Raw genomic sequence first — 24,451 nt, 5'->3', positions numbered from 1 at the left:
CCTACATGAAAGTAGAGCTTTCACGCACTGAAAATTAGAAAAATTTTGAATATCAAGAAACATTCCTACATTTTTATCGTCTATATTATGGAAGGCCCTACGTATGAGGGCAGGATTCTTTGAAGCCCGAAGTTAAAAATCAACTCACAAAGGAGCTTATGCATGTTGAAAAAGTTAGGATTAGCTGCATTAATTTTGATTACTGGCATCTCTGTTATTGGAACAGGCTGGGCCGCACCCAGCATAACAACCATTGAAGTCTCTAAAACTGCTGTAGATTACAACATTGCTCGTCCTTCAAGCGATGGTGCTTTTCATGATGGCTTATTGGCTGCTGAAACATCTGCCGGAAACCTTGTGTATTACAATACCAAGGGACAAAAGGCTTTCTCTCTTCCCGCCGAGCTTAAACCTGTTGGTGATTTTCAAGAGCAGCGGGCTGTAGTCAAAAATACAAAAACCAATCTCTTTGGGTACATTAATACGAAAGGGACACTGGTCATTCCTTGCCAATACACCGAAGCCAATGTCTTTTCCGAAGGCAAGGCCAAGGTCACCATAGCAGACACCAAAGAAAATGCAATTATAGATCGAACGGGAAAAATCCTTTCTCATTTTAAAGAACATGTGGATTCAGAATATGTATTTACAGAAGGGCTGGCCCTTGCCTATGCCCCTAACACTGGGAAGATTGGTTTTGTGAATGCTTCCGGTAAGCTAGCGATTCCTTATCAACACAAATACAGCCGTAGTTTCTCGGATGGCTTGGCTATTGTTCAAAATAGCAAGGGACTATACGGTTATATCAATACGGCAGGAAAAGAAGTCATTCCACCTCAATACAAATCTGGCGGAGACTTCTCGGAAGGATTGGCTCCAGTACAAAATGCCAAGGGTAAATGGGGATTCATCAATAAACAGGGAAAAGTCGTGATTCCCTTTAAATTTACGGATGCACAGGATTTTAGCGAGGGCTTGGCCAGTGTGAAAAATGCGAAAAATGAGGTTGGGTTTATTGATAAAACCGGAACATTGGTCATTAAATATCAACAAAAATATGACGTTACATCTCCATTCAAGGAAGGCATTGCTTTAGTTGGTAAACAAGCAAACTCATCTGTCTCGGACGGAAAATTCGGTTACATCAATCGCCAAGGTCAACTGCTGACCAAGCTTGAATACAGATCGGAATCTTCTTCCTTCTCTAATGGTTATGCAGTTGCTTTTGTCAAGCCAGGCAAAGCCTTCATTGTATCTAAACATTCTGCTTCAAAATAAAAAAATAACCCTGGAGGCAGATCGAATGGATCTGCTTCCAGGGTTATTTTGACTGCTAATATCTCAAAACCACTTAGTCGTGTGTATAGAATTTTACGCCAGGCAGATCAGCTGCCACCCAAGAGTAATTAATAGTATTACTGTTGTAATTTTTGGTTCCCGCCTGAGCGATCTGTACTTCCTTCAAGATCGTGATCGATGAACCCTTTGGTCTGACGACAACGACATGACCATGTCCGTCCGCTTTTTTGATCCCGATGGTTGGGTACCCGAGGTTTGCTCTTTTCTGAGCATCCTGAAAAGTTACGGAGTACCAGCCCGGCGTGTTGTTACCCAGTAAAGCATCAGCCATTTGATTGGCTAAGCCACTTGGCAAGGAAGCCGACATCGCAGCCATCACGTCTTGTGCAAAAATATTACATTTTGTTCCACCTACTGGCGAATACTTTTTGTTCGTTTCTACCTTAAAACCGTCGATTACAGATGCGTATGTGCTTGCACTTCTAGCCATTGAAAATTCCCCCTGAATATAAGTTGTAGAGGAAATGACGGAGTCGCTTGAACATCTGAATGGCTCCACATTCGATTGATATTAGCTTCAATTCCCTCTCAACTATTAGGGTGATTTCCGGCTTACTTTAACAACGCAATACCACAGAAAATGAACTATATTTTTTTAATTTCAATCGAAACCAGAGACTTTGCTCAAAATCAACTTAACAGCAGCCATAATGTGACCCTTATTGTTTAGTCATCACTTAGCTGAAGGCTTTCTTCACTGATTACAGTTGGAACGATAAGCTCAGGAGTAGTCGCAGGCTTAGCTGGTGTAAAATAGTCTGCAACCCCCACCATTATAGCAATGCCAATAAATAGCACGATCCAATTACGATTCTTTTGCATCATCTATACCTCTCATTCTTCACTGCGCCCATTCAACCACTTGAACCAGTGGAGCAAATGACTGAATCGGTATTCATGCTGGGAAGCATACGTCCATACCTCCGGCTCTTCACCAGGTTCCTTCCAGACGAGCATGGAAAAGTGACCTTCTTTCTCGCTTGCGACCGACAGCAGCGAAAGACGATCATCCCCGAATCGGTAAGGGGCCGATTCCACCCAGTAATTTCGCATATCGCTGATCCAGCTGCGAAAATGCTGTGTACCTGCGATCCGGAGCACTTCATCAGGAAGGAGCAGATGCTCATGGATGTCCTTCCAATCCCCTGCATATTGGTACCGCATTGCCAACATTGGACTGAGCGGTCTCACTTTCCCTAGAGCCAACGTAGGCATACAGGTGACGGGAACGACCGGGCCAATACGCTGGATAGCATAAGCACGGGCTTCCTCCTTACTCATTCCATAGGACATAGCCTCCACGAGGAAATCGTTCCGTCTTACACCAAACTGATGCTGGTAGTGTGACATTTCATCCCGTAGCTCTAGTACCATACCTTGTAACGTATCTGTTCCGATCATTCCCAAACACCTCTCATTCCAAAATATAGGCGTGCAATTCCTGTTGCGCTCGATACTTAGCCCAATTGAATTCGGGCCAACTCGATTCTTCTCTCGTCATGCTCATCAAGCGGGCTTGTAAAAACTCATCCAGCGCTCCGTGTTCCTTACGGCTAAAATCAATCAGTAGTGGAATCGCGTCCGCTGATAGCTCACTCAAATATTCCTTGTCTATCACCGATGTTGTACGATACCGTTCGAGATTATTTTCAGCTATCCGTACATCAATACCCACATAATTCACGACGACATAGGCGATTAGAGCGAGTACAATATAATATTTCGCCAGCGGAAGCTGGCGGACATGAATACGCACGGCCGCAACGAGCAGCAGCAAGCCTAGAAAAATCATAAATGCGTGTACCAGATAACGGATATACGTATATCCGTATGCTTCTTCGTACATAACCAGCCGGGTATATCCCGAGTACAGCATCACACCCGAACAACCGACGAGTATGTACAGCAGGCCGCTGTTCAATGTTTGCACTATACCTGAGCTGAATTCAGTCCATTTCAATACACTGATCATCAGCACAAAATTGATACCTGTTACCATAACCAGCTCCCCGAATCCTCTTCTCGCATATTCAGCATACGAGGTTCCTTCTGGCAAAGCACCTTCCCATGCACCAAACAGATATCCGAACTGCAGCACGACGAACACAACATACACCAGGTTCATGACAATCAGCACTGTAGCGGTAATGACAGGATCAAACTTGATTGCGACCGGCTCGTGGTAAGGTACTGCTGCTGCTGACTGAGCCTCTCTTTCCGTATTCCGCGGAGCAGGCTGTACGAATCCCCACAAGTAACAGAAAAAACAGAAGGTAAAAAAGCAGGCCCAGATCAGCCGCGGCAAACCACTCCCAAAGGTCAATGTGCCAATCCATGCGGGTATGCCAGATAACAACTCTTCGAACACCCCATCTGCGGAAGCCAGCAGAGATATAATAATGAGTAGCAACGGCAAGGCAATAAGTAGACCGATTATCACTTTACCCAATACACGCTTACGCTCATCCTTTACATTCCGAAAGGCTGCCGTCTTAAACATTCGAAACGGAGTCACGATATGGCGAAAATTTTGATAAAACCAATGGCTTAGCGCCTGACCGATAATACCGATTTCTGACCAGCTATGCCTTTTTTCCCCGAACAGCAACACCATATGTACGCTAATCAGAGCAGATATAGCCAGGGCATTTAACACATAGAAGATCGGGTTATCGGACAGCACATATGTCAGTGCCAGCATCATAATGACCACAAACAGCAGACGTCCTATCCATGTAATGGGCTGGCAACGATCTCGATTAAAGGAATACATATACACGTAAAATACAATAACGAAAATAGGCATAGACACGCCCAGCCCATGTCCGAAGAACAGATATTGATGGACCAGCGCCAATACAATGGCGCCGGCAAAGGCGGACAACAACGACGCTTTCGGCAAAGACGATCCATTCACCTTGTCATGCATGGTAAATACCTCCACAACTATGCTTTATAACCCTTATTGTAGATGATAAAATAAGAAGATAAAGAGAAATTAATCAAAATAAAATTTCCTATTTTATAAAAGCAGTTGCGCTTTTACTCAAGCATAGGGGAAACGGAGCATTCCTGAATGAAACTTCACGCCCAATTTTTACGGCTTCACTCCCACGCAGCTGACGACAGGGACGAGAACCATACCATAGAGACTACGCTGGATGAGCTGGCGGCTATTTTTGACTGCACCCACCGCAATGCCTTGATGATCATTCAGAAAATGGAGCAGCACGACTGGATACAATGGACTCCTCGCCGAGGCAGAGGCCGCCGCTCCAGCCTGCGCTTTCTTATTCAGCCGGAAGACATTGCTGTGCAATCCATGATGCAAGCCATAGACCGCCATGATATCAAACGCGCACTGGATGAAATCCGAGTTCATTCACGCTCCTCCACCATGCAGGAGCATTTACAGGGCTGGCTGCTGAATTATTTCGGGCATCACGCGGAGGTGCGCAGTGATCAGCAGCAGATCGACACGCTGCGTCTGCCCATTCGCCAGCAGCTCTATACGCTGGACCCGTTGTACTTGAACTGGCTCGCCGAGTCCTTCGTATCCAGTCATGTCTTTGACGGGCTGGCCCGCCGGGCGAACGAGAGCGGTGAGATTTTGCCGGGACTGGCGCACGCTTGGGATGTGGACACTACTCGTACGAAGTGGACCTTTTTCCTGCGTAAAGAAGTGCTGTTTCATAACGGCAAAATACTGACCGCGGAAGACGTCGTCTATACCTTTGAACGACTGAGTCGGGCGCCGGGAAGGAGACTTTACCATTTTATCGTCCGGCAAATTCAGCACGTTCAAGCGTTGAGTCCGACGATGGTACGCTTTGTACTAAAGGAGCCGAACGAGCTATTTTTATCCTTCCTGTGTACCAGCCGGGCTGCCATTGTACCGCGTGAGCTTAATCAGGTGGGTGAAGCCGCCTTTGGCATTCGTCCTATCGGTACGGGGGCTTTCAAGGTCACGGAAATGAACGAAAGCTTGTGCTTACTTGAGGCTTTTGCGCCTTATTTTCAGGGTCGCGCTCATCTAGATCGGGTGGAAATCGTTCAACTCCCGTGGGCGACTAAGCTGGAATCGCCGGATATGGAAGATACCGCTTCTTCTTTTCACATTATCCATAATCCTATACTGGCAAGAGACACGGATACCGCATGGAGCCAGATTCACTCGGCGGCTTCGGTACGCAAATTTATCACATGTAACACACACAAGGATGGACCGCTGCGCAACCCGGAAATACGTGCTCGGATTGTAGCATGTCTGGATCATCGCCCCCTTCCTTCAGCAGTGGATTCGCCTAACGCTAATGATTCATGCGAACCACTGGCGGCGTTACAAATTGCCACCATTCCCGAGTATAGAGCGGATGCAGAACGGGTCGCAGCTCAGCTCGAATCCTGTGGATATACGTGTAACATTGTGGCCGCATCCATGAATGAATTCAAAAGTTCATCTATTCGTATGGAGTCAGACTTAATCATCTTTTCTCTGTTTCGTGACCGTGATGAGCAATTGCGTCTGTTTGATCTGTATCTCAATGTATCCGGGCATGTGGAGCCGCATAGCCGTGTGGATATCGAAAGACTGCTGCGCGAAATTGCACGGGAAGCCGATCATACCGTTAGAGCACAGCAATTTGAACATATCGAAACTCGGCTCATGGATGAGCACCAGCTGCATATTTTATATGAAAAGCCCGTTCAGACGGCCTATCTTCCTACTGTTCGCGGCGTATCCTTTAACAGCCAAGGTTGGGTGGATCTTCGTCATGTCTGGTTTCCGCCTGCCCAACCTCCAACTCCTCACACTTGACGGCAAGGACGCTCCTTCAACCTTCAAATGCACTTGCAAATAAAAAAGGTATCCTCTTCATAAGAGAATACCTTTTTTAATGTTATCTAGACCCTCTAAGCCGATGGTTCAGGAGATGACAATGCCCATCCCCCCAGCCCATGACTGTGGACATCGCTAGGGTCTTCTATAGGAGGGGTGACGGGTGGAAAATTCAATAGGATAAAAACATTAAATGCGAGCAGAGAAAAAACGATCTTTTTTATCATAGATGTACTCTACCTCTCCAAGTAAGTTTTTATATTCCTCTTTGTCCTCAGAAGTGGCAGTATGCCGATACTTTTCAAATAGTCCTACACACTTGATGGTGACAGGATTACCATTCAGCACGACAGAATAGGAAAGGCTCTCAAGCAGGAATTTCATACCTTTGGAATAACGATGTTTGTTGAGATCGTAACAAGCCATCTCTGCCAAAAATCGTGCATAGAGATCTGCTGACATTTGCTCGGTATAGGTGCCTACCTTGGCATGCTGATCTGCAAATGCCTCAATTTGTTTTTCAAAGTGCTGCAGTACATGATCTACATTAAAATCATAACGGTTGGCCGCTACCATTATCTTATGTAACCCCACCAGAATTTCGCCCTCATTTTTTTCCAAATAATTTACATACTGTGGAATCACATCCAGGCTACCGGACATCAACTGATACAAATATCTGTTGGCCTCAGCCCAGTTGCTACAAAGGGCCTTCAAATGCCGAGCTTCCTCCGTGTCCTCTTGCACCCAGCTCAAATCAGAGTATAGGGATACATATTCCAGTGCCTTCTGATAATCCCCGCGCTCATCCCACACCCCGGCACGGAGTACGTAAGAGTATACAATATACATAAACAAAGGGCCCTTAGGTTCCTTGCCACGCTCTGATTTTCTGGTATTTCCGTATTTTTGCTCGTATTGTAGTTTGGCTTTTTGAGCCATTTTTTCAGCAAACCATTCTACTTTATCCCAACGCCGCAAGGAGGCATACGTATTAGCCAAATCTCTTAAGGCATCCAGTTGGTCTGCCTCACCCAATCGCTCTACAAAGCTTTCAAAATGTGTGGCTGCCCATAAATTTTCATCCTGGTCATCGCCAACGGTAATCGTAAATAAACGGTATTGGCAGAGCGCCAGCCGCTCCGAATGTTGATACTTCTCACTTTCCGCGACATTTTTATAAATAATGGCCGCAGCCTCCAACCTACCTTCGCTGAATAATTCTTCCGCTGTCTCAAACAAAGCCGGGGCGTATATGAGATAGTCCATGATAAACTCCACGACTTGCTTAATACAATCGAGTTTGTTCAGCTCTGCACAGCGATGCAAAAAGGGCCGAACCCGTCGCCAATTCGGTGCCGTATTCCGTATAAATTCATCAATGTATAGCTCATAGAGGCTTCCTTCTTCAAGCCCCATGCCTGCAGCAATCCGATCCAGCAGCAGCATCGCAATTGGCCGGTTACCGTTGATAATGGCACTGATTGTTCCTGCATTAATACCTGTGTTCTCCCCAAACTTACTAATCGTAATTCCTTCTCGTCTGATGTACTGCTCCAGCTCTGCGCGAATAGTGGTTGTTTCCTTCAAATCAGGCACCCCCAGGGATAACTTGCATGATTTCAATACAAAAAAAGAAAATTCCCGTGAATATTCCCTTAATTATACAAAAGAAAGCCCACTTAGCCAACTGCATAAGTACATTTATATCAAAAAATTCAATAATTCTCCGAATTGCCGTATACTACAGGAGGCGAGCTGAACAGCTACAACCAATCGGTCGCAGGAAAGGATACGACAAATGGACAACACCCCAACTATAGAACAACAAATTGCACAATGGATGGTCGCGCAAATCCGTGAAGTGGGCACTCTGAAACAAGAAGATGCCATTGCATATGTACGCTCTGAATACGGAGAGCAGTATGTGTTTATAAGCGAGCATGGTCATGTATCTTTGGAAAAAGAAATCAAAAAGGCATTTCGCAAGCTACATGGTGGCCGAATCGCCTGGGATCGTGATGCATTCCTCTGGGCCTGGACTTAACAAGCAAAAGCATCTGCTATAGGCAGATGTTTTTTTGATGATTTAACCGTATATCCTCTGGAGTCGGCTAATTTCCTCCTTCACAAACTGTCGGAGTATTGCAGGCTCCACGATTTCAACCCGGCCGATCCAATCCATCGCATCGCGGCAGGCCGCTTCATAGCTATACATGTTGACGGTTAGAATGAAGTGATTGCCTTCCTGTACAGACTGGATGATTTCCATCCTTTTCGCTAGTATTCCAGCGTGCTTCTTAGTCGCTCGGACCAGAACAGGATAGTATTCTTTCTCTCTACAAAGCTGCTTAAAAGCGCTTTCTTTACTTGTCCAATAATATTCCAGTGAAAAATCCTCAGGAACCTTAAAGACTTCAACAGACGGCTGAACCTCCATAATTCGCTCACACTTAAAAGTCCGAATCTCCTGCCCGACTTCACAAAAGGCAATAAGATACCAATCTCCTTTTTTCACCACAAGTCCATAGGGATGTACATGGCGAGAAGTGCAAGAGCCGTCAGCTTTCTCATATTGTATAGTTATTTTATAGGACCCCCATACTGCCGCTCTCACGGCTTCCAGGCAAGGAATCGCTATACGTTCCGTCCACCACGGTGTATCATCAAAATAAAACCGAGCTTTGGCTTTTTGAATATCGGACTGATAGGGGGCCGGCATCGTCTGTTCCAGTTTGAGCAAAGTATTCTTTAACTTCAAACCCGATTCCGTGGACCCGCCCGTATAAATGCCCATCCCCGTTAAATACAACTGAATGACATCCCCGCCATTCAACTGCTTCAGGTTTGCCGTATAACCCTCCATTAAATAAATTCCGCCCTTCGGACCGGATGCGGTAACAATCGGAACTCCTGCTTCAGCCAGAAGGTCGATATCCCTGTAAATGGAGCGTACAGAGGTTTCCAGTGCCAACGCCAATTCCCTGGCCTTCATTCTCCCTCTAGATTCGATACATAATAAAATCGCGATTAAACGATGCAGTCTCACAATCATACCTCCACAATAGATGGTTAACCCGAAATGAAAAGATGATGCAAAGATTGTTGACACCCTGTTGGCAGCAATAGGTGTGTATCATAGAAGTAAAGGGGTGTAATGGATGATGAATATTGGAATTTTGGGGACGGGATTCGGCGCGTATCATGCCTCGCTGTTAAACAACCATCCCAAGGTAAACAGACTCATTGTATTTGGAAGGAACGAAACCAAGCTGCAAAAATTGAAAGAGGAGCTAAACGTAGAAGTCACACAAAATATAGAGGATATTCTGCTGGATCCGGACGTGGATATCGTCGATCTATGCCTGCCCTCCCACCTGCATAGGTCACATGCCATTGATGCGCTAAAGCACGGGAAGCATGTATTTTGTGAAACACCGGTTTGCTTTCATCTCGAAGATGCTCTTCTTATGCAACAAGCTGAGAAGCAATATAACAAAAAGATTCTGGTCAACCAGTTCATTAAGTTTGATCCTGCCTATACCTATCTGTACGAGGCTTATCACCAACAAAAATACGGAAAACTCATTTCCTTGTCCTTAAAAAGAGAAACCCCTCCCCTGTGGGGAGACCTTGGACTAAGTTCCATCCCTACGCAGTTCATGATTCATGAACTGGATTTATTCACCTGGCTATGGGGTCCATGTGATCCATATACAGTGTGGGGTACAGAGGTAGTCCATCCCGAACAGGCACAAGTTCGGGCTTATTTTCAGCATCGGGATACATTCACAGAAGTCATCGCTTCTTCCCATATGCCAAAAAGCTATCCTTTCACGGTGGCCTATGAAGCTTATTTTGAAAAAGCCAAGCTGGTATTTCATGAGAGTGACGAAAACGATCCCATACCCACCGCATTATTTGAGTATACCGCATCAGGACAGCAAAAAATCAACCTCGAATCCGCCAATCCATACGAAAAAAGTTGGGATCATGCACTTGATTGCTTTGGCGGACATGCGGAATGTCTGATTCCATTGGAGTCGGCCGTACAAGCACTGGAAATGGCCATTGAGATTAAAAACAGACTGGAGCAAGCTCGGCGTTAGCCAGTAGTTAGCCCGTACCTTCGGAAATCAGCTTCCTATCAGGAAGCTGTATCCGCAGGTAGGGACACTTCGTCCGCGTAGTTCGTTGCCATAATCTTGGCTACCTCAGCCGGGTCAGTCGTCTGGCCCAACGCCCACATCATTTTCGTTACCAGCGCTTCTGTTGTCATGTCATACCCCGGAATAACACCCTTTTCCAGCACCTTCTGCCCTACCTCATAAATCGTCAGGTCCCCGCCCTCATAAGGACATTGCGTGGTGACGACAATACTCATACCGTCCTTCATCAGCTCCTCAATTTTGTTGATGAGACTTCTCTCTTTAAAAGGTACGCCCCCCATACCAAAGCCCTCAATGACGATACCTTTATAGCCCAAGCTCTGAATAGCATCGAAAATCGCCGGATTTGTACCCGGAATCAGCCTAAGCAGAAATACTTCAGAGGCATAGCCGTCATTGTACGGGTGACGAACGGTATCACGATTTGCAAATACGCCCTCTGTATAGACCACCTTACCGTTTTCCACGAGACCGATGTACGGATAGTTAATACTCTCAAAGGCGTTATAGCTGCGTGTTCTGATTTTCGAGCTGCGGCTGCCGTTGATAATTTTTCCATTAAACACGACAAAGACCCCTGCCACCTCGCCACATGCGGTCAGGAATGAGTCAATTACATTCTTTTTGGAATCGCTGTGCTCCGCCAATATCGATACCTGCGAACCTGTCACAACGACGGGTTTGTCTACGGTGCCCAACATGAAGCTCAGGGCTGAAGCTGTATAAGCCATCGTATCCGTGCCATGCGCAATAACAATACCGTCGTATTGATCGAGCGAACGATGTACCATCCGGGCGATGGAAGCCCAATCCTCTGGCTGTGTATTGGTGCTATCAATGCTCATCAGATTGTAGGCATCAATCTCACATATTTCCTGGAGCTCCGGAATTTCAGCCAAAATATTTTCAGCCGATTGGGTTGGAGTCAGACCGTTTTCCTGATAGGAGGAGGAAATTGTCCCTCCGGTATTAATGAACAGAACCTTTTTCATTTGCCAATGTTCCTTCCCGATTACAACTTCACTTTATTGTTCTTAGAATTTATCATGAATAAGGGTGATTAGCTACTTTGCAACGGAAAATAATTTCGAATGTAAAGCTAAAAAAGCACGGCAAAACAAGCGCCGACTTTCCTGCCTCCCGCGACTTGTTTAGCGTGCTTTTTACGATAGTTGCAATGAATCTACAGCACTGCACATACCTTTAACCCATTCACGTACTTTTATGGCGATGCTGGCTGCTCCTGTAACGTTCTTTGCCCCAAAGCTTTGCCCAAAAATTGCCGTGTCCGTTCTTCCTTCGGATGATTGAAAAACTGCTCCACTGGTCCCTGTTCTACGATCGCACCATGCTCCATCAGCACGACCCGATCCGCTACATCCCTCGCAAAACCAAGCTCATGCGTGACAATAATCATCGTATTGCCTTCACTCGCCACCTTTTGAATCACGGACAGCACTTCATCCACCAGTTCAGGATCAAGCGAGGATGTCGGCTCATCGAACAACAGCACCTGCGGATTCAGCGCCAAAGCTCGGGCAATCGCAACACGCTGCTGCTGTCCACCCGAAAGCTGGGCAGGATAATAGGTCATACGATCCTTTAACCCGACCTTTTCCAAAATGCCTTCACTGATCTCCCTTGCCTGCTTGCGATCCATCTTTTTCACACTGGTCAGACCAATCATCACGTTGTGGAGTGCATTCAAATTTTTAAACAGCTGATATTGCTGAAATACCATTGCCGTTGCCATCCGCAGTCCGAGAATGTCCTTTTTTCCGGCCTTGGCCGCATCTACCTTCAGACCATCAATTTCAATGCTACCGCTGGTCGGCTGTTCCAAAAAATTAATGCTGCGCAGCAGTGTGGACTTCCCCGATCCGCTTGGGCCCAGAATGACCACCACTTCTCCCTTACCTACTGTCAGGTCTATGCCCTTTAACACATGATGCTGCCCAAAATGCTTATGAATTTGATGAAGTTGAATCATGCCCTTACTCACTTCTTTCGTAAATTCGAATACGTTTCTCCAGCACAACAAGCCCGCGCTCAATTATGATGCACACCAGCCAGTAGATCAAAGACACCGCAACATAGACCTCAAAAAAAGCCAACGCCCGCGCGCCCATAATTTTGGCCTGCCCCATCATATCGACGACACCTATCATAAAGATAAAAGACGTATCCTTCACTGTACTGATCAGCGTATTTCCCAGGTTGGGCAAAGCCACCGTTAGCGCCTGCGGCAATACAATTTTAAGCATAATCTGTGTTTGGCTCATTCCGATGGAATTGGCCGCCTCAAACTGTCCCCGATCGACCGAATGAATCGCTGCCCGGAACGTCTCCGACAAATATCCCCCCAGGTTCAATGAAAATGAGAGCAACGCAAACAGCTCGGGTGGAATGACGTAGACATTGAATTGCTGCAAGAAGCCATATTCGCTCTGAAAATAATACAAAAACTTGGGTATTCCGTAATATACGAGAAACAGCTGCACAATGAGCGGTGTTCCCCGGATGTACGAGACATACAATGTAGACAAGGGTGCCAAGACAGGCACCTTGTATATCCGGATTAAGGCCGTAGCTAACCCGATGATCGCACCCAGCAGCATGGAGACAAACGCAATCCATAATGTAACGGGGAGATACTCCACGATCTGGGGAAGGCTTTTCAGCATATAATCTAAATCAAACAGCTTTTCCATAGGAACCCCACTCTATTCTTTACATTGTGATTACTGAGGAATAAATTCTCCACCTGTCCACTGTTCAGACAATTTTTTCAGTGTTCCGTCCGCTTTAAGCTCTTTAATAATCGGGTCGATTTTAGCTTTCAGTTCTTCACCCTGCTTATCCTTCTTGAACACTAGATTGATGTTATCGCTTTGCACAGGCTCGCCCACAGCTTCCACCTGTAAGCCTTCCTTCTTGATCGTTGCTGCCGCCATCACTGGATCATTCACATAAGCGTCCACTCGGCCATTTTGCACATCTTGAAGGTTGTCGGACGAAGTGCCTGTATCATTATATTTTAAAATAATTTTGTTCCCGTTCTTCGCATTATACTGCTCCAGCAACTGCGTATAGGAATCGCCTACCGAGGCGGCTACCTTCTTGCCCTCCAAATCCTTGAGAGAATGGATATCCGTTCTACCCTTTTTCACAATAATAACCGACTGAGCCGAGAAATAGGACTCATCCGAGAACAAATACTTCTTCTCACGCTCAGGGTTTTTGGCAACTTCATCTGCGATGATCTGCACTTTATTCGCATCCAGCGCAAGGAATATCGCATCCCAGCCCGAAGGTACAAATTCAATCTTATAGCCGTCCAGCTTCTTATCGATCTCCTTGACTACTTCCACATCGTATCCGGTCAGCTCATTTTTATCATTCGTAAAGGCAAACGGCGGGTAGTCATTTTGTGTCCCCACATAGAGTACCTTATCCCCTGATGCCGCTTCCTTCGAGGAACAACCACTCAAGGCACCCGTTATTAACACAAGAGATAGCCCAATCGCTGCTACCCAAGCAGATTTCTTCATAAATGACATCCCCTTTTAAAATCCAAGTAATTTACTATGATTTTATATTATAACGAGTTATTCAAATAATACAACTAGCAAATTTCATTTTGATTATCTAACCAGATGCTGCACAAAAAAAGACCCTTGCGGGTCAGTTGTTATCTATGAAGTGGAAGACGGTCTGCTGGATGCTCCGGCAAAATGGACGAAATTAAACGTTGCACAGCCGGGTGAGCAGATTCAAAAATCTGATCTTTCTCAGCACAGTGCTCGACTAATTTCCCTTGTTCCATCACAGCAATGCCATCACAGACGGCGTAAGCCGCTCGAATATCATGTGTGATAAACAGATATGACAATCCAAATGAAGTTTTCAGCTCTTCCAACAGGGATAAAATACGCATCTGATGAACCATATCCAGACTGCTGACGGACTCATCCAGCACGATCAGCTTGGGTCTGAGCGCAATCGCCCGTGCAATGTTAATCCGCTGTAATTGTCCGCCGCTGAATTGATGCGGATATTTATTCCGATCCTCCGGCTTAAGACCCACCCGCTCCAGCAGATTTTCTACCGTTCTTTTTTGTTCCTGCACTGATAACCGCTCGTAATTGTCCAAAGGCTCTCCGATAATCTGTCCGGCGGTCATGCGAGGGTTTACAGCAGAATAGCAGTCCTGGAATACAACCTGCATATCCCGTCGCAATCCCCTGCGTACTTGAGGACTTCCATTATAGATGTCCTGCCCCTGAAACAGCACCTGACCCTCCTGCGGCTTCTCCAGCCCTAGAATAACCTTGCCGAGCGTGCTTTTACCCGCTCCACTGGTTCCAAGCAGTCCTAGGCAAAATCCGCTCTCTATGGTAAGCGACACATCAGTGAGCACAGGAAGACGTGATTCGGAGCGGCCCAGCCATTTGCGCTTTCTATAGCTATGAGTTACTTCCTTCACTTGCAGCACATGCATTCGCTCCCCTTTTGAAAGTATCCAACAGGCAACTCATCGCCCTACTGATTTATGCCCTGAAGGGACAACTTAGGTCTGGCCTGCAACAGCATTTTTGTATATTCATCCTGCGGATGATCGAACAGCTGGTGGACCTCAGCCTGCTCAACAATACGCCCCTGCTGCATGACAGCCACTTCATCCGCCAATTGGGAAATGACGCCCAGATCATGCGAGATCAGCAAAATGGACGTATTGTATTCCGTACGCAAGCGGTCCAGCTCTCTTAGCACCTGTAGCTGATTGACCACATCAAGCGCCGTCGTTGGTTCATCGGCAATAACTACTGCTGGCCGCAGGCACATGGAAATAGCGATCATGACTCGTTGCAGCATCCCGCCACTCAACTGAAACGAATAACGCTTCATCAGCTTGGCTGGATCGGGCAAATTCATATTTTCCAGAGCTGTTATGGCAAGATCACGGGCCTGTCGTTTACTTAATCCGGTATGCGTGCGGATCGTTTCCATAAACTGATCCCCAATCGTATATACTGGCGTAAAAGCCCTCATCGGATTTTGCATAATAAAAGCAATTTCCTTGCCCCGAATGCGGCGCATCTCCTCGGCTGGCATTCCATTCAACTCACGTCCGTTCAGACGAACACTGCCTTCCACATCCATCGTCTGGCGATCCAGTAGCTGGAGCAGTGCGTTACAGGTTACTGTTTTACCGCTACCACTCTCGCCGACAAGACCCAGAACCCGCCCCTTTTTCAGTTCAAAATGGATAGGTTCCAGCAGAGATACCGCCCCTGCATCAGTTTTGAGCTTTACCTGTAAGCCACTGACCTCCAGCACCTGCGTCTTGGCTGTGTCATCCATCGTTGTCCTCACTCCTGTTTTACTGACGTTTGGCAATTCCATATCGGTCGGACAACGCCTCTCCCAATATATTGAAGGCCATTACCACCACCAGAATCATGAAACCCGGATAAATCATTAATTCCGGATGACTGCGGATGTATCCCGTTCCCTCATGGATCATGGCTCCCCATTCAGGAGTCGGCGGCTGGATGCCTAGACCCAGGAATGACAACGCGGAGATATCCATGATCGCCCAGCCCATCTCCAGCGTACCAATGACCACAAGCGGCCGCAGCACATTCGGAATGATGTGCCGCCGGATAATGGCCCCTGAGGAGGAGCCGCTAATCCTTGCGGCCGCTATAAAATTCTGCTCTTTCAGACTGACGACCATATTGCGGCACATTCGGGCATAGTACACCCACTGCACCAGCATCAAGGCAAACAGCACCTGCATGAGACCTGGCCCAAAAATACCAACAATGCCGAGCACAAGCACCAAGTTGGGAAACGCCATAATGCCTTCGCAAAATCGCATCAGTACACTATCGACCCAACCGCCCAAATAACCTGCAACTGATCCGATCACAACACCGATACTAAGCGAGGACAAGAAAATTAATGTCGCAAAGCCGAGCGAAATTCGCGCTCCATACAGTAGCCGGGACAGATTACACCGACCCAGATGGTCCGTTCCCAGCCAATACTCTTTTGAGGGGCCTTCCAGCTTATGCAGTAAATTGACTTTAACCGGATCATGGGGAGCTAGCCACGGAGCCAGCGCCATTATGATAAAAAGGGCTACCAGCACGACAGAGCAAACCACGATTACCTTTTGACCTTTGAACATTTTACGCAACCTTATCATCACTGCTCTGCTCGTCCCTTCGAAGAAATTCGGGGGTCCATATACAAATGCACCAGATCAACGAGCAAATTGCATACGATGAACAGGCATGCCGCCAAAAACACATAGCATTGTATGACGGGAATATCCCGGTTAAAAATGGCTTCCACGAAATAACGGCCAAACCCAGGCCATGAAAACACCTGCTCCACAATAATCGTTCCAGTCAGCAACTTGCCCAGGTTCATGCCCATACTTGTTATTAGCGGAGTAATGGCCATTTTGAGTATGTGCCTGAGCATAATCATACGCTCGCGTATTCCTCTGGTTCTGGCATACTGGACATACGTTTCCTGAAGCTGTTCCAGCACACTGGAGCGCAACAGGCGCGTATATAAAGCAATCAGAACCAGCGACAGAGTCAACGTCGGCAACACCAGATGCTGCCACGTTCCCCGACCCTCTACAGGTAGCCAGTCCAATCGTACAGAGAAAAAGAAGATTAACAAATATCCCAGCCAGAACTGGGGAATAGATGCCCCGAAATACGAAATCCCTCGACTCAGTATGTCGATCCAGCCATTTTTACGCATCGCCGCCAACACACCCAGCGGGATGCTCACCACGATGGATAATGACATGCTGCTTAAGGCCAGCTCAACAGTGGCAGGCAATCGAGCCTTCACCTCATCCCACACTGGCTTGTTGGTCAGATACGAAGCACCAAAGTCCAACCGACTGATTCTTTGAAGTGTATGCATATACTGTGTCAGCAATGGCTGATCCAGCCCGAACTCATGCCTCTTCTGCTCCAGAATTTCCGGGGTAGGATAAATATGAGCAGCCGTCAAATAAGCTTCAGCCGGATCAACCGGTGAAATATGAATGAGTGCAAAGGTAACGAGGGTGGCAAAGAGAACAATAGGAATGACCGCTACCATTCGCTTCCCGATATAGCTAATCATAGTTGTCCTCCTATCCTGTAAATTAACGTTACCTTCCCGTTTCAGTTACTTTCCAATTTCAATTCCCTCAAATGGATTTTCATCCCGATTAGCTGGGAATACAAAATTAGTAATCTTTTTCTGATACACTGCCGTCTTCTTAATATACGAAATAGGTACAATTGCAGATTGCTTCTGAAGTGTCTTCAAGATTGAGGCGTACAGCTCCTGACGCTTGGTTTCGTCTGTCGATGAAAGTGCTTCGTGTACTTGCTGATCCAGATCCTTCTTCATCGGAAGGGCGCTCAGCACCTCAGAAATTCCGAAGCTCTTCTTGGCAATAACATTAATAAAGGAATGCGGATCATAAGGCGCACCGTAGTTGTACCAGAAATACAGATCAAACTGGTTGGATCTAAGCCGCTTGATTTGAACCGTCAGCTCCAGTCCGGTCAGATTCACTTTGACACCCAGCTCTCCCCATTCAGCCTGAATGGTTTCAGCCATCGCCTTCTGGATCGGATCGGTCTTATCGAAAATCAGCTCAAAATCCAGCTGTTGTCCATCTTTCTCTCGTACTGTGCCGCCTGCGGGCAGCTTCCAGCCAGCCTCATCCAACAATGCTTTGGATTTTTCCACATCATAGCCTATTGGCTGTAAGTCGACATTCGTATACGGGTAGTTTTTGGATAAAACCGTATCCGCTGTTTCCTCCAGCCCCGAGGTTACGCCTTCCACCATCGCCTGTTTGTTAAATCCATGCTGGAGTGCCAGACGTACCCGAAGGTCTGCCAGCTTGGGATTGGAGGAGTTGAGCAACAGGCTTCTTGTGCCGACAGGCTCGGACAGCGTGGTAACATACTGATTCGTGTCGCGAAGCTGTTTGAAAGCATCCAGGCTAATAACACCTTCTCCATAAATCAGATCCAGGTCGCCTTTTTCAAAGGCCATTACACGTGTTTCACCATCGGGAATAATTTTGACCGTAATTTTGTCCATCTTCGGTGCAGTACCCCAATAATTCGGGTTACGCTTAAAGGTTGCATACTCATCCTGCTTGTATTCATCCAGCATCCAAGGTCCTGTACCTACAGGTTTCTTAATTCCTTTGGACGTATCTCCATCATCCGGGAACCCGGCTTCACCCAAAAAACGGAACGGGCGAACGACAGACAGATCCTGAATAACTGGGTAGTATGGCTCTTTGAGCGTCATTCGGAACGTACTGTCATCTACAGCTTCAGTTTTGTCGAGAACGCCTACTATACCAAGCCAGCTATGCGTTTTCTCATTTTTCATAATGGCGTCAAAGTTCTTTTTCACAATCGCCGCATTAAATAGCGTTCCATCGGAAAATTTCACACCTTTACGCAGCTTAAACGTATATGTCTTGCCGTCCTTGGATATGGTCCAAGATTCAGCCAAAGCAGGCTCTAGCTTGCCTCCTTGCTTGTAGCTGACTAACGGCTCATAAATCATGGATTGTGCAAATAGCTGGGAAGGGTTGTATACGTGAGGATTCATTGTACCAATGTCCCGTGGCCACGATAGCGTGATCGACTTTTCATTGGCAGCTCCGTTAGTAGAGGTGGATGCAGGTGTGTTCTCCTGCTTCGCGCAGCCCAGAATAACGGATAATAAGAGGAGCGTCACCAACATAAAGGTGGCAGTCTTGCGGTGTCGAACGGACATCAATGTATTTCCCCTTTTCTATATATGTGATAATGATTATCATAATCATATTTAGAATAGGTACCACATTATATTTTGTCAACAATATTCGACAAGCAAAGCTCTTATTTATTTTGAATTAGTATAATATTAAATTTATGGATTAATCCGCCAACGTTTGAAATAGAGTACGCGTGTATTCATGCTTCACTAGCTCTTCATCCCAATCCTCAAATATTTCCACGATCTCTCCCTGAACCATGACGGCAACACGATCACAGAACGTACGGGTGGATTGAAGATCATGGGTGATGAAAAGATAGGACAACTGACGTTCGAGCTGCATTCTTTTGAGCATGTTCAGCACGGAGGACTGGGTTGTCGTATCCAGATTGGCAACGGATTCATCGAACAGGATGATTTCTGGTTCAACGGCCAACGCCCGAGCAATGCACACCCGCTGTTTTTGTCCACCGCTTAGCTGCGCAGGGTATTTTTTCAGACTGTCAGCCTCTAACCCTACCGATTCCAGTAAGGAAAGGCAGATATCCAGTGCCCTCACTTTTCGCTCAGGAAAATAGTTGCAGATCGGCTCCATCAGAATATCTCGAATGGTCATACGGGGATGCAGTGAGGAGGCCGAGTCCTGCGTGACTAACTGAATTCGTTTGTACAGATGAATATCTTTCATCCTTCCGGTATGTATGGGCTGCTGATTCAGCCAGATTTCCCCCGAGGTCAACGACTCTAGCCCCAGGATACACTGTGCCAGCGTGCTTTTGCCACTTCCGCTTTCTCCAACCAGTCCAAGGCATTCTCCCTGTCGTAATTCCAGGCTCACTTTCTTTATTGCCTGTTGCTCACCCCGTCTCGTGTTGAACCAGCCATTTCTTCGTCTGCGGACAGGATAAGCTTTGGTGACGTTCTTCAATTCCAATATCACGGTTGCATCCTTCCTTCCGGGGTCATCTCCAGTACTCGATCTGCTACGCGACTCATACCCTGGCGATCATGTGAAATTAACAAAATAGTGAGCTCGAAATCCTCTCTCAACTGTAAAAGCAATGACAGAACCTTGTCGCGGTTGATCACATCCAGCGCTGTAGTGGGCTCGTCGGCAATAAAGAGGCGCGGGCCGGAGCTTAACATTGCAGCCAGCAGCACCCTTTGGCACATACCTCCGCTTAGTTCAAAAGGATATGATGACAGAATATACTCAGGATCGGCAAAACCGACCTTGCGGAGCAGAGAACACAAATAAGCTTCCTGCCCTGGAGTAGTGCGGCCTCCAGCCAGCTCCGTGGCACGGTTCAGCATCTGTCGCATCCGTGACATTACGCCCTGTCGTCGATGGGTCTGCTGTGATGCAGTGTGGGACGGGGCAAGATCAGCCTGGCCCTGCTCCTTCTGGGAGTGCATTTGGCGCCGCCTGTGCAGTCTAAGCGTATCCGTCAGCTGGGCGCGGACGGTACGGATCGGGTTCAGCCCGCTCAGCGATTGTTGAATGAGCAGGGCAATATCCTCACGGCGCAGTCTTTGCCAGCGCTGTTCATGGAACGGGATAATGTCTTCCCCGTTATAGTAGATGCAACCTTGTGTAACACCAACACTTGGGTCCAGCATACCCGCGATTGCGTGTGCGGTCAGGCTCTTGCCACATCCACTTGGTCCAGTCAGAGCCACAATTTCCCCTGGGTAGACGGAAAAGTTCACATCTCGCAGTAGCGGATTGCTCTCGCTTCCGCTTGCTCCTGCACCTGTACGACTAATCTCCAAATGTTCCACGTGTAACAACGGTTTTTGTACGTAAGCTCGCTCTATCGTATCCTTCCACCCTATGACTGGTCGTTTTCCCACTATTTCGCCGCCCCCTTTTCTGAAAAATGATCACCCAGAAGCTGGCAGGCAAGCACAAACAGCATAATCGCCAAACCCGGAAAGATCATAACATGCGGAGCCACCTGAAAATACGAGGTTGCATCATGCAGCATCACGCCCCACTCTGGCTTGGGCGGCTGTACACCCAGTCCAAGAAAGGAGAGTCCAGCGATCATTAACACCACGTGTCCAATATCCCATACCGCATATACCAATAATTGCGGCCATACTTGTGGCAATACATAACGTCTTAGTATGCGCACGTGTGAATTGCCGGACAAACGGGCATACCGTACATAGTCCTCCTGGCAGGCTTTTTGAACCAAACTACGGATATAGCGGACATAGCCCGCCCACCGTACTGCAATAATCGCTAAGGTCATGTTGACGAAACCCGGGCCCAAAATACCCACAATCGCCACCGTTAAAATAATATCGGGAAAAGCCAGTACGCCGTCGATTCCCCGCATAATCAGCTGATCCACACGTCCTCGCACATAACCAATGAGCATGCCTGTGGGCAGACTAATACACAGCGTAGCTACCGTAATCGCACAAGCGATTAATACGCTTGTCCGAATTCCATAAATGAGTCGTGACAGCACATCCCGACCCAGATGATCCGTACCGAAAGGATATTTACGGCTGGGTGGTACCAAACGGTTCAGAAGGTCCACATGCAGAGGATCATGCGGAGCGGCCCAGGGAGCCAGCAACCCAAGCAGCACGATCAGGCCAAACAGTGCGCCCCCTGCCAGCAAGCTTCCTCTAAAGGAAAGCCGTATCTTTTTCATTTTCAGCTTCCCCCTTAACGCAAACGCAGCCTTGGATCTATCACCGTCTGGACCACATCCACCAAACACTGAACACCTACAATTAAAAACGCGGCAAACATAACATATCCCTGAATCACCGGGTAATCCCGCTGCGTAATTGCATCTATAAAATACTTTCCTAACCCTGGCCATGAAAAAATGGTTTCTACGATGACGTTACCTGCCAGCATAAATGATAGATTCGTACCTAACAGCGTGATCATAGGCAGAACGGCATGTTTAAATATCTCAAAAAAGAGAATATGCATACGTGAAAAACCGCGAGCCCTCGCTGCCTTCACAAAATTCCGGTCACTCAGCTCCAGCATCTGAGCACGCAATACACGGGCTTGCACCGTTCCCAATCCTGCACCAAGCGTCAGCGCTGGGAGTACTAAATGTGACCAGTCCTCCCTTCCCATGGATGGGAGCCAGCCCAAGCGAACGGAAAATAGATAGATCAGCAGAAACCCAAGCCAAAAAGAAGGAATTGACGATCCCAGCAAAGCGAACAGCCTGCCCAGACGATCTAGTGGACCGCTGACTTTTAGCGAGGCAGCCAGTCCCATCCCAAGCGTAAGCACCGCCATGACGGCAAAGCCCGCCAAAGCTAGCTCCACCGTGGCGGGCAGTCTGCTCCATAGTTCGTTTAGCACTGACTCCTTGGACACATACGAGGTTCCCCAATGTCCTGTGAACACATCCCTCAGCCAGTTCACATATTGAATATGAAGCGGCTCATTCAAGCCCAGTTCGTTTCGCAGCGCGGTTAGCGCCTCCCCAGAAGCAGGAACATTATGCGCGGTGAGCAAAATGAGAGCAGGGTCACCAGGGGCCAGCCTCATCAGTATAAAAGTCAGCGTAGATACAACGAATACAATGATGGGCAGCTGCGCCACACGTTCCAATATAAAACGAATCATAGGATACGTTGCTCGTTATTCCGCAATATCGGATTGCGCTGTAATGTAGTAATACTCGATCGGATGCGGTGTAAAGCCCTTTACTCCTTTTTTCACACCAAACACATTGTCAGGGTGCACAATGAACGACTGCGGCAAATCTGTATTGATGATATCCAGCGCTTGCAGTGTTACCGCATTACGCTGTGCGGTATCCTTTGCCAACTTCAGGCTGTGAAGAATATTCTCCAGCGGTTTGGAAGCATAACGGCTTACATTCGCTTCACTTGTAGAAGAGTAGAACATGTCCATAAAATACTGCGGCTCCCCTGTATGGGCCGTGAGCATGCTGTACATAGCAAAATCCCAATCATTTTTGGTCAATGCCTCGTCGATATTTTCCACCTTGCGAATCTTGACCTGGATTCCCTCATTCAGCAATTGGCTCTGAATCACCTCAGCCATGACGGATAGCTCTGGACGCTGAGGGAAGGTCAGCAGCGTAACCTCGAATGGCTTACCCTGCTTGGTCCACGTACCTTGGGCATCCTTCTGCCAGCCATCCTTCGTCAACAACTGCTCCGTCGTTCCGTCCAATGCTTTACGCTCAATCTTACCGAAGGGAAGAATGCTCGGAAACGGGCTGCTTGCTTCCGTACCGAAGCCTCTCATGACGGCGCTCACAATGGACGCGCGCGGAATCAGACTGTCCACCACCTTACGGTTGGTTGCATCCTTGAACACAGGTGATTCCATGTTGTACACAATCATATGGGTGCGCAAGGATGGAGCCGACAGCACTTGTAGCTTGTCGTTCTTTTTTAATACCTCTGCGTTATCTACCGGAATATCCGTCGCTACATCCACCTCACCAGATTGCAACGCCATCAGGCGCGAATTACCGTCCGTAATGAATTTCATCGTCGCTTCGGCCAAGCGCGCCTTTTCGCCCCAGTATCCGTCATAACGCTCGACGACCAAGGATTGATCCTTGTTGAAGGCTTTGATTTTAAAAGCACCTGTCATTGCAGGGTAGCTCTGCTCATCTTTCATGGATGCCACATCCAGTACAATCGTTGACGGATCAGCCAAATTGGATACCAGCGCTGCATTCGGCTGGTTTGTCGTAATTTTCAGCGTCAGCGGACCAGTTACATCAATGGACTTCACATCCAGTAAATCCTTCGCCAGATGGCTTTTTTCGATTGAGCGCAGCAAAGATGCTTTTACACTTACTGCATCCATGCTCTTTCCATTATGAAACGTGACCTTATCCTGCACGCTGAACGACCACACATTAGGACTATCATGCTTCCATTCCTTGGCTAGCCAAGCTACAGGTTCCAGTTTTTCATTCAAACGAATGAGTGTCTCACCGGCACCGGAACGCATCACATCCCAGCTATTATCTCCATGCGGATCGACGCCTGACGGTTTCCACGTATACGCCATCACCAGCTTTTTATCTGCTTGAGTCTGTTGTGCAGACGTGTTCTCACCCTTGCCCGAGCTATCCTCCGTCTTCGTGGCTGCGCCACATCCCGAAAGAGTCATAACTGCCATCAGCAGCAGCAATCCTGTACATATGAACCATGAACGCCTATTACGATTGCCTATCATCCCACATTTCCCCCTCTATCTTGTAAAATCGTATAAACCTAACGCAAAACGCGAAAAAGC

At 47.3% G+C, this 24,451-nt stretch carries 24 protein-coding genes; 4 read left to right on the top strand and 20 right to left on the bottom strand.

Annotated features, from left to right (window positions below):
- Positions 1–162 precede the first annotated feature (162 nt).
- Positions 163–1,278 carry a WG repeat-containing protein gene (locus tag G7035_RS09305; RefSeq protein WP_019688979.1) on the top strand — a complete coding sequence of 372 codons (1,116 nt, stop codon included), beginning with the start codon at positions 163–165 and terminating at the stop codon, positions 1,276–1,278.
- Between the two features lie 73 nt (positions 1,279–1,351).
- On the opposite strand, the gene G7035_RS09300 is transcribed toward G7035_RS09305, so the two are convergent.
- The 4 genes from G7035_RS09300 to G7035_RS09285 all read right to left on the bottom strand — a co-directional run bounded on the left by G7035_RS09300 (position 1,352) and on the right by G7035_RS09285 (position 4,288).
- Entirely contained in the window at positions 1,352–1,789 is a 438-nt protein-coding gene (locus tag G7035_RS09300; RefSeq protein WP_016822626.1) for a hypothetical protein, read from the bottom strand.
- Positions 1,790–2,025: 236 nt separating this feature from the next.
- Positions 2,026–2,184, bottom strand: a complete 159-nt coding sequence (locus G7035_RS09295) for a hypothetical protein (protein WP_154654554.1) — start codon at positions 2,182–2,184, stop codon at positions 2,026–2,028.
- Positions 2,185–2,193: 9 nt separating this feature from the next.
- Complete coding sequence (locus G7035_RS09290; RefSeq protein WP_019688980.1) at positions 2,194–2,760, bottom strand: hypothetical protein; 567 nt, start codon at positions 2,758–2,760, stop codon at positions 2,194–2,196.
- A 13-nt stretch (positions 2,761–2,773) separates the two neighbouring features.
- A complete protein-coding gene (locus tag G7035_RS09285) occupies positions 2,774–4,288 on the bottom strand; it encodes a DUF4153 domain-containing protein (RefSeq protein ID WP_019688981.1) in 1,515 nt (504 codons plus the stop codon).
- Positions 4,289–4,435: 147 nt separating this feature from the next.
- Here G7035_RS09285 and G7035_RS09280 point away from each other — a divergent pair, with 147 nt between their 5' ends.
- Entirely contained in the window at positions 4,436–6,178 is a 1,743-nt protein-coding gene (locus tag G7035_RS09280) for an ABC transporter substrate-binding protein (protein WP_019688982.1), read from the top strand.
- 210 nt (positions 6,179–6,388) lie between these two features.
- Here the strand turns inward: G7035_RS09280 and G7035_RS09275 are convergent, their stop codons facing one another.
- A complete protein-coding gene (locus G7035_RS09275) occupies positions 6,389–7,789 on the bottom strand; it encodes a helix-turn-helix domain-containing protein (RefSeq protein WP_019688983.1) in 1,401 nt (466 codons plus the stop codon).
- Positions 7,790–8,000: 211 nt separating this feature from the next.
- On the opposite strand from G7035_RS09275, the gene G7035_RS09270 reads away from it, so the two are divergent.
- Positions 8,001–8,246: a DUF6953 family protein gene (locus tag G7035_RS09270; protein ID WP_013373729.1), complete on the top strand. Its 246-nt coding sequence runs from the start codon at positions 8,001–8,003 to the stop codon at positions 8,244–8,246.
- 42 nt (positions 8,247–8,288) lie between these two features.
- On the opposite strand, the gene G7035_RS09265 is transcribed toward G7035_RS09270, so the two are convergent.
- A complete protein-coding gene (locus G7035_RS09265) occupies positions 8,289–9,254 on the bottom strand; it encodes a helix-turn-helix transcriptional regulator (protein ID WP_172494056.1) in 966 nt (321 codons plus the stop codon).
- Between the two features lie 106 nt (positions 9,255–9,360).
- On the opposite strand from G7035_RS09265, the gene G7035_RS09260 reads away from it, so the two are divergent.
- Positions 9,361–10,308: a Gfo/Idh/MocA family protein gene (locus tag G7035_RS09260; RefSeq protein ID WP_019688985.1), complete on the top strand. Its 948-nt coding sequence runs from the start codon at positions 9,361–9,363 to the stop codon at positions 10,306–10,308.
- A gap of 38 nt (positions 10,309–10,346) precedes the next feature.
- Here the strand turns inward: G7035_RS09260 and G7035_RS09255 are convergent, their stop codons facing one another.
- From G7035_RS09255 to G7035_RS09190, 14 genes are all read right to left on the bottom strand, one after another.
- Complete coding sequence (locus G7035_RS09255) at positions 10,347–11,360, bottom strand: asparaginase (protein WP_019688986.1); 1,014 nt, start codon at positions 11,358–11,360, stop codon at positions 10,347–10,349.
- A 230-nt stretch (positions 11,361–11,590) separates the two neighbouring features.
- Positions 11,591–12,358 (bottom strand): amino acid ABC transporter ATP-binding protein, encoded by a 768-nt coding sequence (locus G7035_RS09250; RefSeq protein WP_019688987.1) that lies wholly within the window; start codon positions 12,356–12,358, stop codon positions 11,591–11,593.
- Between the two features lie 4 nt (positions 12,359–12,362).
- Complete coding sequence (locus G7035_RS09245; protein WP_016822612.1) at positions 12,363–13,079, bottom strand: amino acid ABC transporter permease; 717 nt, start codon at positions 13,077–13,079, stop codon at positions 12,363–12,365.
- Positions 13,080–13,109: 30 nt separating this feature from the next.
- Complete coding sequence (locus G7035_RS09240; protein WP_016822611.1) at positions 13,110–13,919, bottom strand: transporter substrate-binding domain-containing protein; 810 nt, start codon at positions 13,917–13,919, stop codon at positions 13,110–13,112.
- Between the two features lie 140 nt (positions 13,920–14,059).
- Positions 14,060–14,869, bottom strand: coding sequence for a nickel import ATP-binding protein NikE (gene nikE, locus G7035_RS09235; RefSeq protein ID WP_016822610.1), 810 nt, complete (start codon positions 14,867–14,869; stop codon positions 14,060–14,062).
- A 41-nt stretch (positions 14,870–14,910) separates the two neighbouring features.
- Positions 14,911–15,732: an ABC transporter ATP-binding protein gene (locus tag G7035_RS09230; RefSeq protein WP_019688988.1), complete on the bottom strand. Its 822-nt coding sequence runs from the start codon at positions 15,730–15,732 to the stop codon at positions 14,911–14,913.
- Positions 15,733–15,751: 19 nt separating this feature from the next.
- Positions 15,752–16,582, bottom strand: a complete 831-nt coding sequence (gene nikC, locus G7035_RS09225; RefSeq protein WP_080561197.1) for a nickel ABC transporter permease subunit NikC — start codon at positions 16,580–16,582, stop codon at positions 15,752–15,754.
- Positions 16,582–17,526 carry a nickel ABC transporter permease subunit NikB gene (gene nikB, locus G7035_RS09220; protein ID WP_019688990.1) on the bottom strand — a complete coding sequence of 315 codons (945 nt, stop codon included), beginning with the start codon at positions 17,524–17,526 and terminating at the stop codon, positions 16,582–16,584. The genes nikC (G7035_RS09225) and nikB (G7035_RS09220) overlap by 1 nt, the downstream gene beginning before the upstream one ends.
- Positions 17,527–17,571: 45 nt before the next feature.
- Positions 17,572–19,197 (bottom strand): nickel ABC transporter substrate-binding protein, encoded by a 1,626-nt coding sequence (nikA, locus tag G7035_RS09215; RefSeq protein ID WP_019688991.1) that lies wholly within the window; start codon positions 19,195–19,197, stop codon positions 17,572–17,574.
- 142 nt (positions 19,198–19,339) lie between these two features.
- On the bottom strand, positions 19,340–20,119 hold the full coding sequence (locus tag G7035_RS09210) for an ABC transporter ATP-binding protein (protein WP_019688992.1): 780 nt from the start codon (positions 20,117–20,119) through the stop codon (positions 19,340–19,342).
- Positions 20,116–21,033, bottom strand: coding sequence for an ATP-binding cassette domain-containing protein (locus G7035_RS09205; RefSeq protein WP_019688993.1), 918 nt, complete (start codon positions 21,031–21,033; stop codon positions 20,116–20,118). Before G7035_RS09205 ends, G7035_RS09210 begins: the two co-directional genes overlap by 4 nt.
- Positions 21,033–21,848: a nickel transporter permease gene (gene nikC, locus G7035_RS09200; protein WP_019688994.1), complete on the bottom strand. Its 816-nt coding sequence runs from the start codon at positions 21,846–21,848 to the stop codon at positions 21,033–21,035. The genes G7035_RS09205 and nikC (G7035_RS09200) overlap by 1 nt, the downstream gene beginning before the upstream one ends.
- 14 nt (positions 21,849–21,862) lie before the next feature.
- A complete protein-coding gene (gene nikB / locus G7035_RS09195; RefSeq protein ID WP_019688995.1) occupies positions 21,863–22,792 on the bottom strand; it encodes a nickel ABC transporter permease in 930 nt (309 codons plus the stop codon).
- A gap of 15 nt (positions 22,793–22,807) precedes the next feature.
- The gene (locus tag G7035_RS09190; protein WP_019688996.1) at positions 22,808–24,391 is read right to left on the bottom strand and encodes an ABC transporter substrate-binding protein; all 1,584 of its coding nucleotides are present in this window, start codon (positions 24,389–24,391) and stop codon (positions 22,808–22,810) included.
- Positions 24,392–24,451: the final 60 nt, after the last annotated feature.

This window comes from Paenibacillus polymyxa, from assembly GCF_015710975.1.
Taxonomy (GTDB): domain Bacteria; phylum Bacillota; class Bacilli; order Paenibacillales; family Paenibacillaceae; genus Paenibacillus; species Paenibacillus polymyxa.
The sequence above is the reverse complement of the archived record's forward strand: the minus strand, read 5'-3'. Positions and strand labels throughout refer to the sequence as shown.

Excerpts from the sequence above, each read along its gene's own strand:
- G7035_RS09305 (WP_019688979.1), top strand. The coding sequence starts at position 163 with ATGTTGAAAAAGTTAGGATTAGCTGCATTAATTTTGATTACTGGCATC.
- G7035_RS09300 (WP_016822626.1), bottom strand. The coding sequence starts at position 1,789 with ATGGCTAGAAGTGCAAGCACATACGCATCTGTAATCGACGGTTTTAAG.
- G7035_RS09295 (WP_154654554.1), bottom strand. The coding sequence starts at position 2,184 with ATGATGCAAAAGAATCGTAATTGGATCGTGCTATTTATTGGCATTGCT.
- G7035_RS09290 (WP_019688980.1), bottom strand. The coding sequence starts at position 2,760 with ATGATCGGAACAGATACGTTACAAGGTATGGTACTAGAGCTACGGGAT.
- G7035_RS09285 (WP_019688981.1), bottom strand. The coding sequence starts at position 4,288 with ATGCATGACAAGGTGAATGGATCGTCTTTGCCGAAAGCGTCGTTGTTG.
- G7035_RS09280 (WP_019688982.1), top strand. The coding sequence starts at position 4,436 with ATGAAACTTCACGCCCAATTTTTACGGCTTCACTCCCACGCAGCTGAC.
- G7035_RS09270 (WP_013373729.1), top strand. The coding sequence starts at position 8,001 with ATGGACAACACCCCAACTATAGAACAACAAATTGCACAATGGATGGTC.
- G7035_RS09265 (WP_172494056.1), bottom strand. The coding sequence starts at position 9,254 with ATGATTGTGAGACTGCATCGTTTAATCGCGATTTTATTATGTATCGAA.
- G7035_RS09260 (WP_019688985.1), top strand. The coding sequence starts at position 9,361 with ATGATGAATATTGGAATTTTGGGGACGGGATTCGGCGCGTATCATGCC.
- G7035_RS09255 (WP_019688986.1), bottom strand. The coding sequence starts at position 11,360 with ATGAAAAAGGTTCTGTTCATTAATACCGGAGGGACAATTTCCTCCTCC.
- G7035_RS09250 (WP_019688987.1), bottom strand. The coding sequence starts at position 12,358 with ATGATTCAACTTCATCAAATTCATAAGCATTTTGGGCAGCATCATGTG.
- G7035_RS09245 (WP_016822612.1), bottom strand. The coding sequence starts at position 13,079 with ATGGAAAAGCTGTTTGATTTAGATTATATGCTGAAAAGCCTTCCCCAG.
- G7035_RS09240 (WP_016822611.1), bottom strand. The coding sequence starts at position 13,919 with ATGAAGAAATCTGCTTGGGTAGCAGCGATTGGGCTATCTCTTGTGTTA.
- nikE (WP_016822610.1), bottom strand. The coding sequence starts at position 14,869 with ATGCATGTGCTGCAAGTGAAGGAAGTAACTCATAGCTATAGAAAGCGC.
- G7035_RS09230 (WP_019688988.1), bottom strand. The coding sequence starts at position 15,732 with ATGGATGACACAGCCAAGACGCAGGTGCTGGAGGTCAGTGGCTTACAG.
- nikC (WP_080561197.1), bottom strand. The coding sequence starts at position 16,582 with ATGATAAGGTTGCGTAAAATGTTCAAAGGTCAAAAGGTAATCGTGGTT.
- nikB (WP_019688990.1), bottom strand. The coding sequence starts at position 17,526 with ATGATTAGCTATATCGGGAAGCGAATGGTAGCGGTCATTCCTATTGTT.
- nikA (WP_019688991.1), bottom strand. The coding sequence starts at position 19,197 with ATGTCCGTTCGACACCGCAAGACTGCCACCTTTATGTTGGTGACGCTC.
- nikC (WP_019688994.1), bottom strand. The coding sequence starts at position 21,848 with ATGAAAAAGATACGGCTTTCCTTTAGAGGAAGCTTGCTGGCAGGGGGC.
- nikB (WP_019688995.1), bottom strand. The coding sequence starts at position 22,792 with ATGATTCGTTTTATATTGGAACGTGTGGCGCAGCTGCCCATCATTGTA.
- G7035_RS09190 (WP_019688996.1), bottom strand. The coding sequence starts at position 24,391 with ATGATAGGCAATCGTAATAGGCGTTCATGGTTCATATGTACAGGATTG.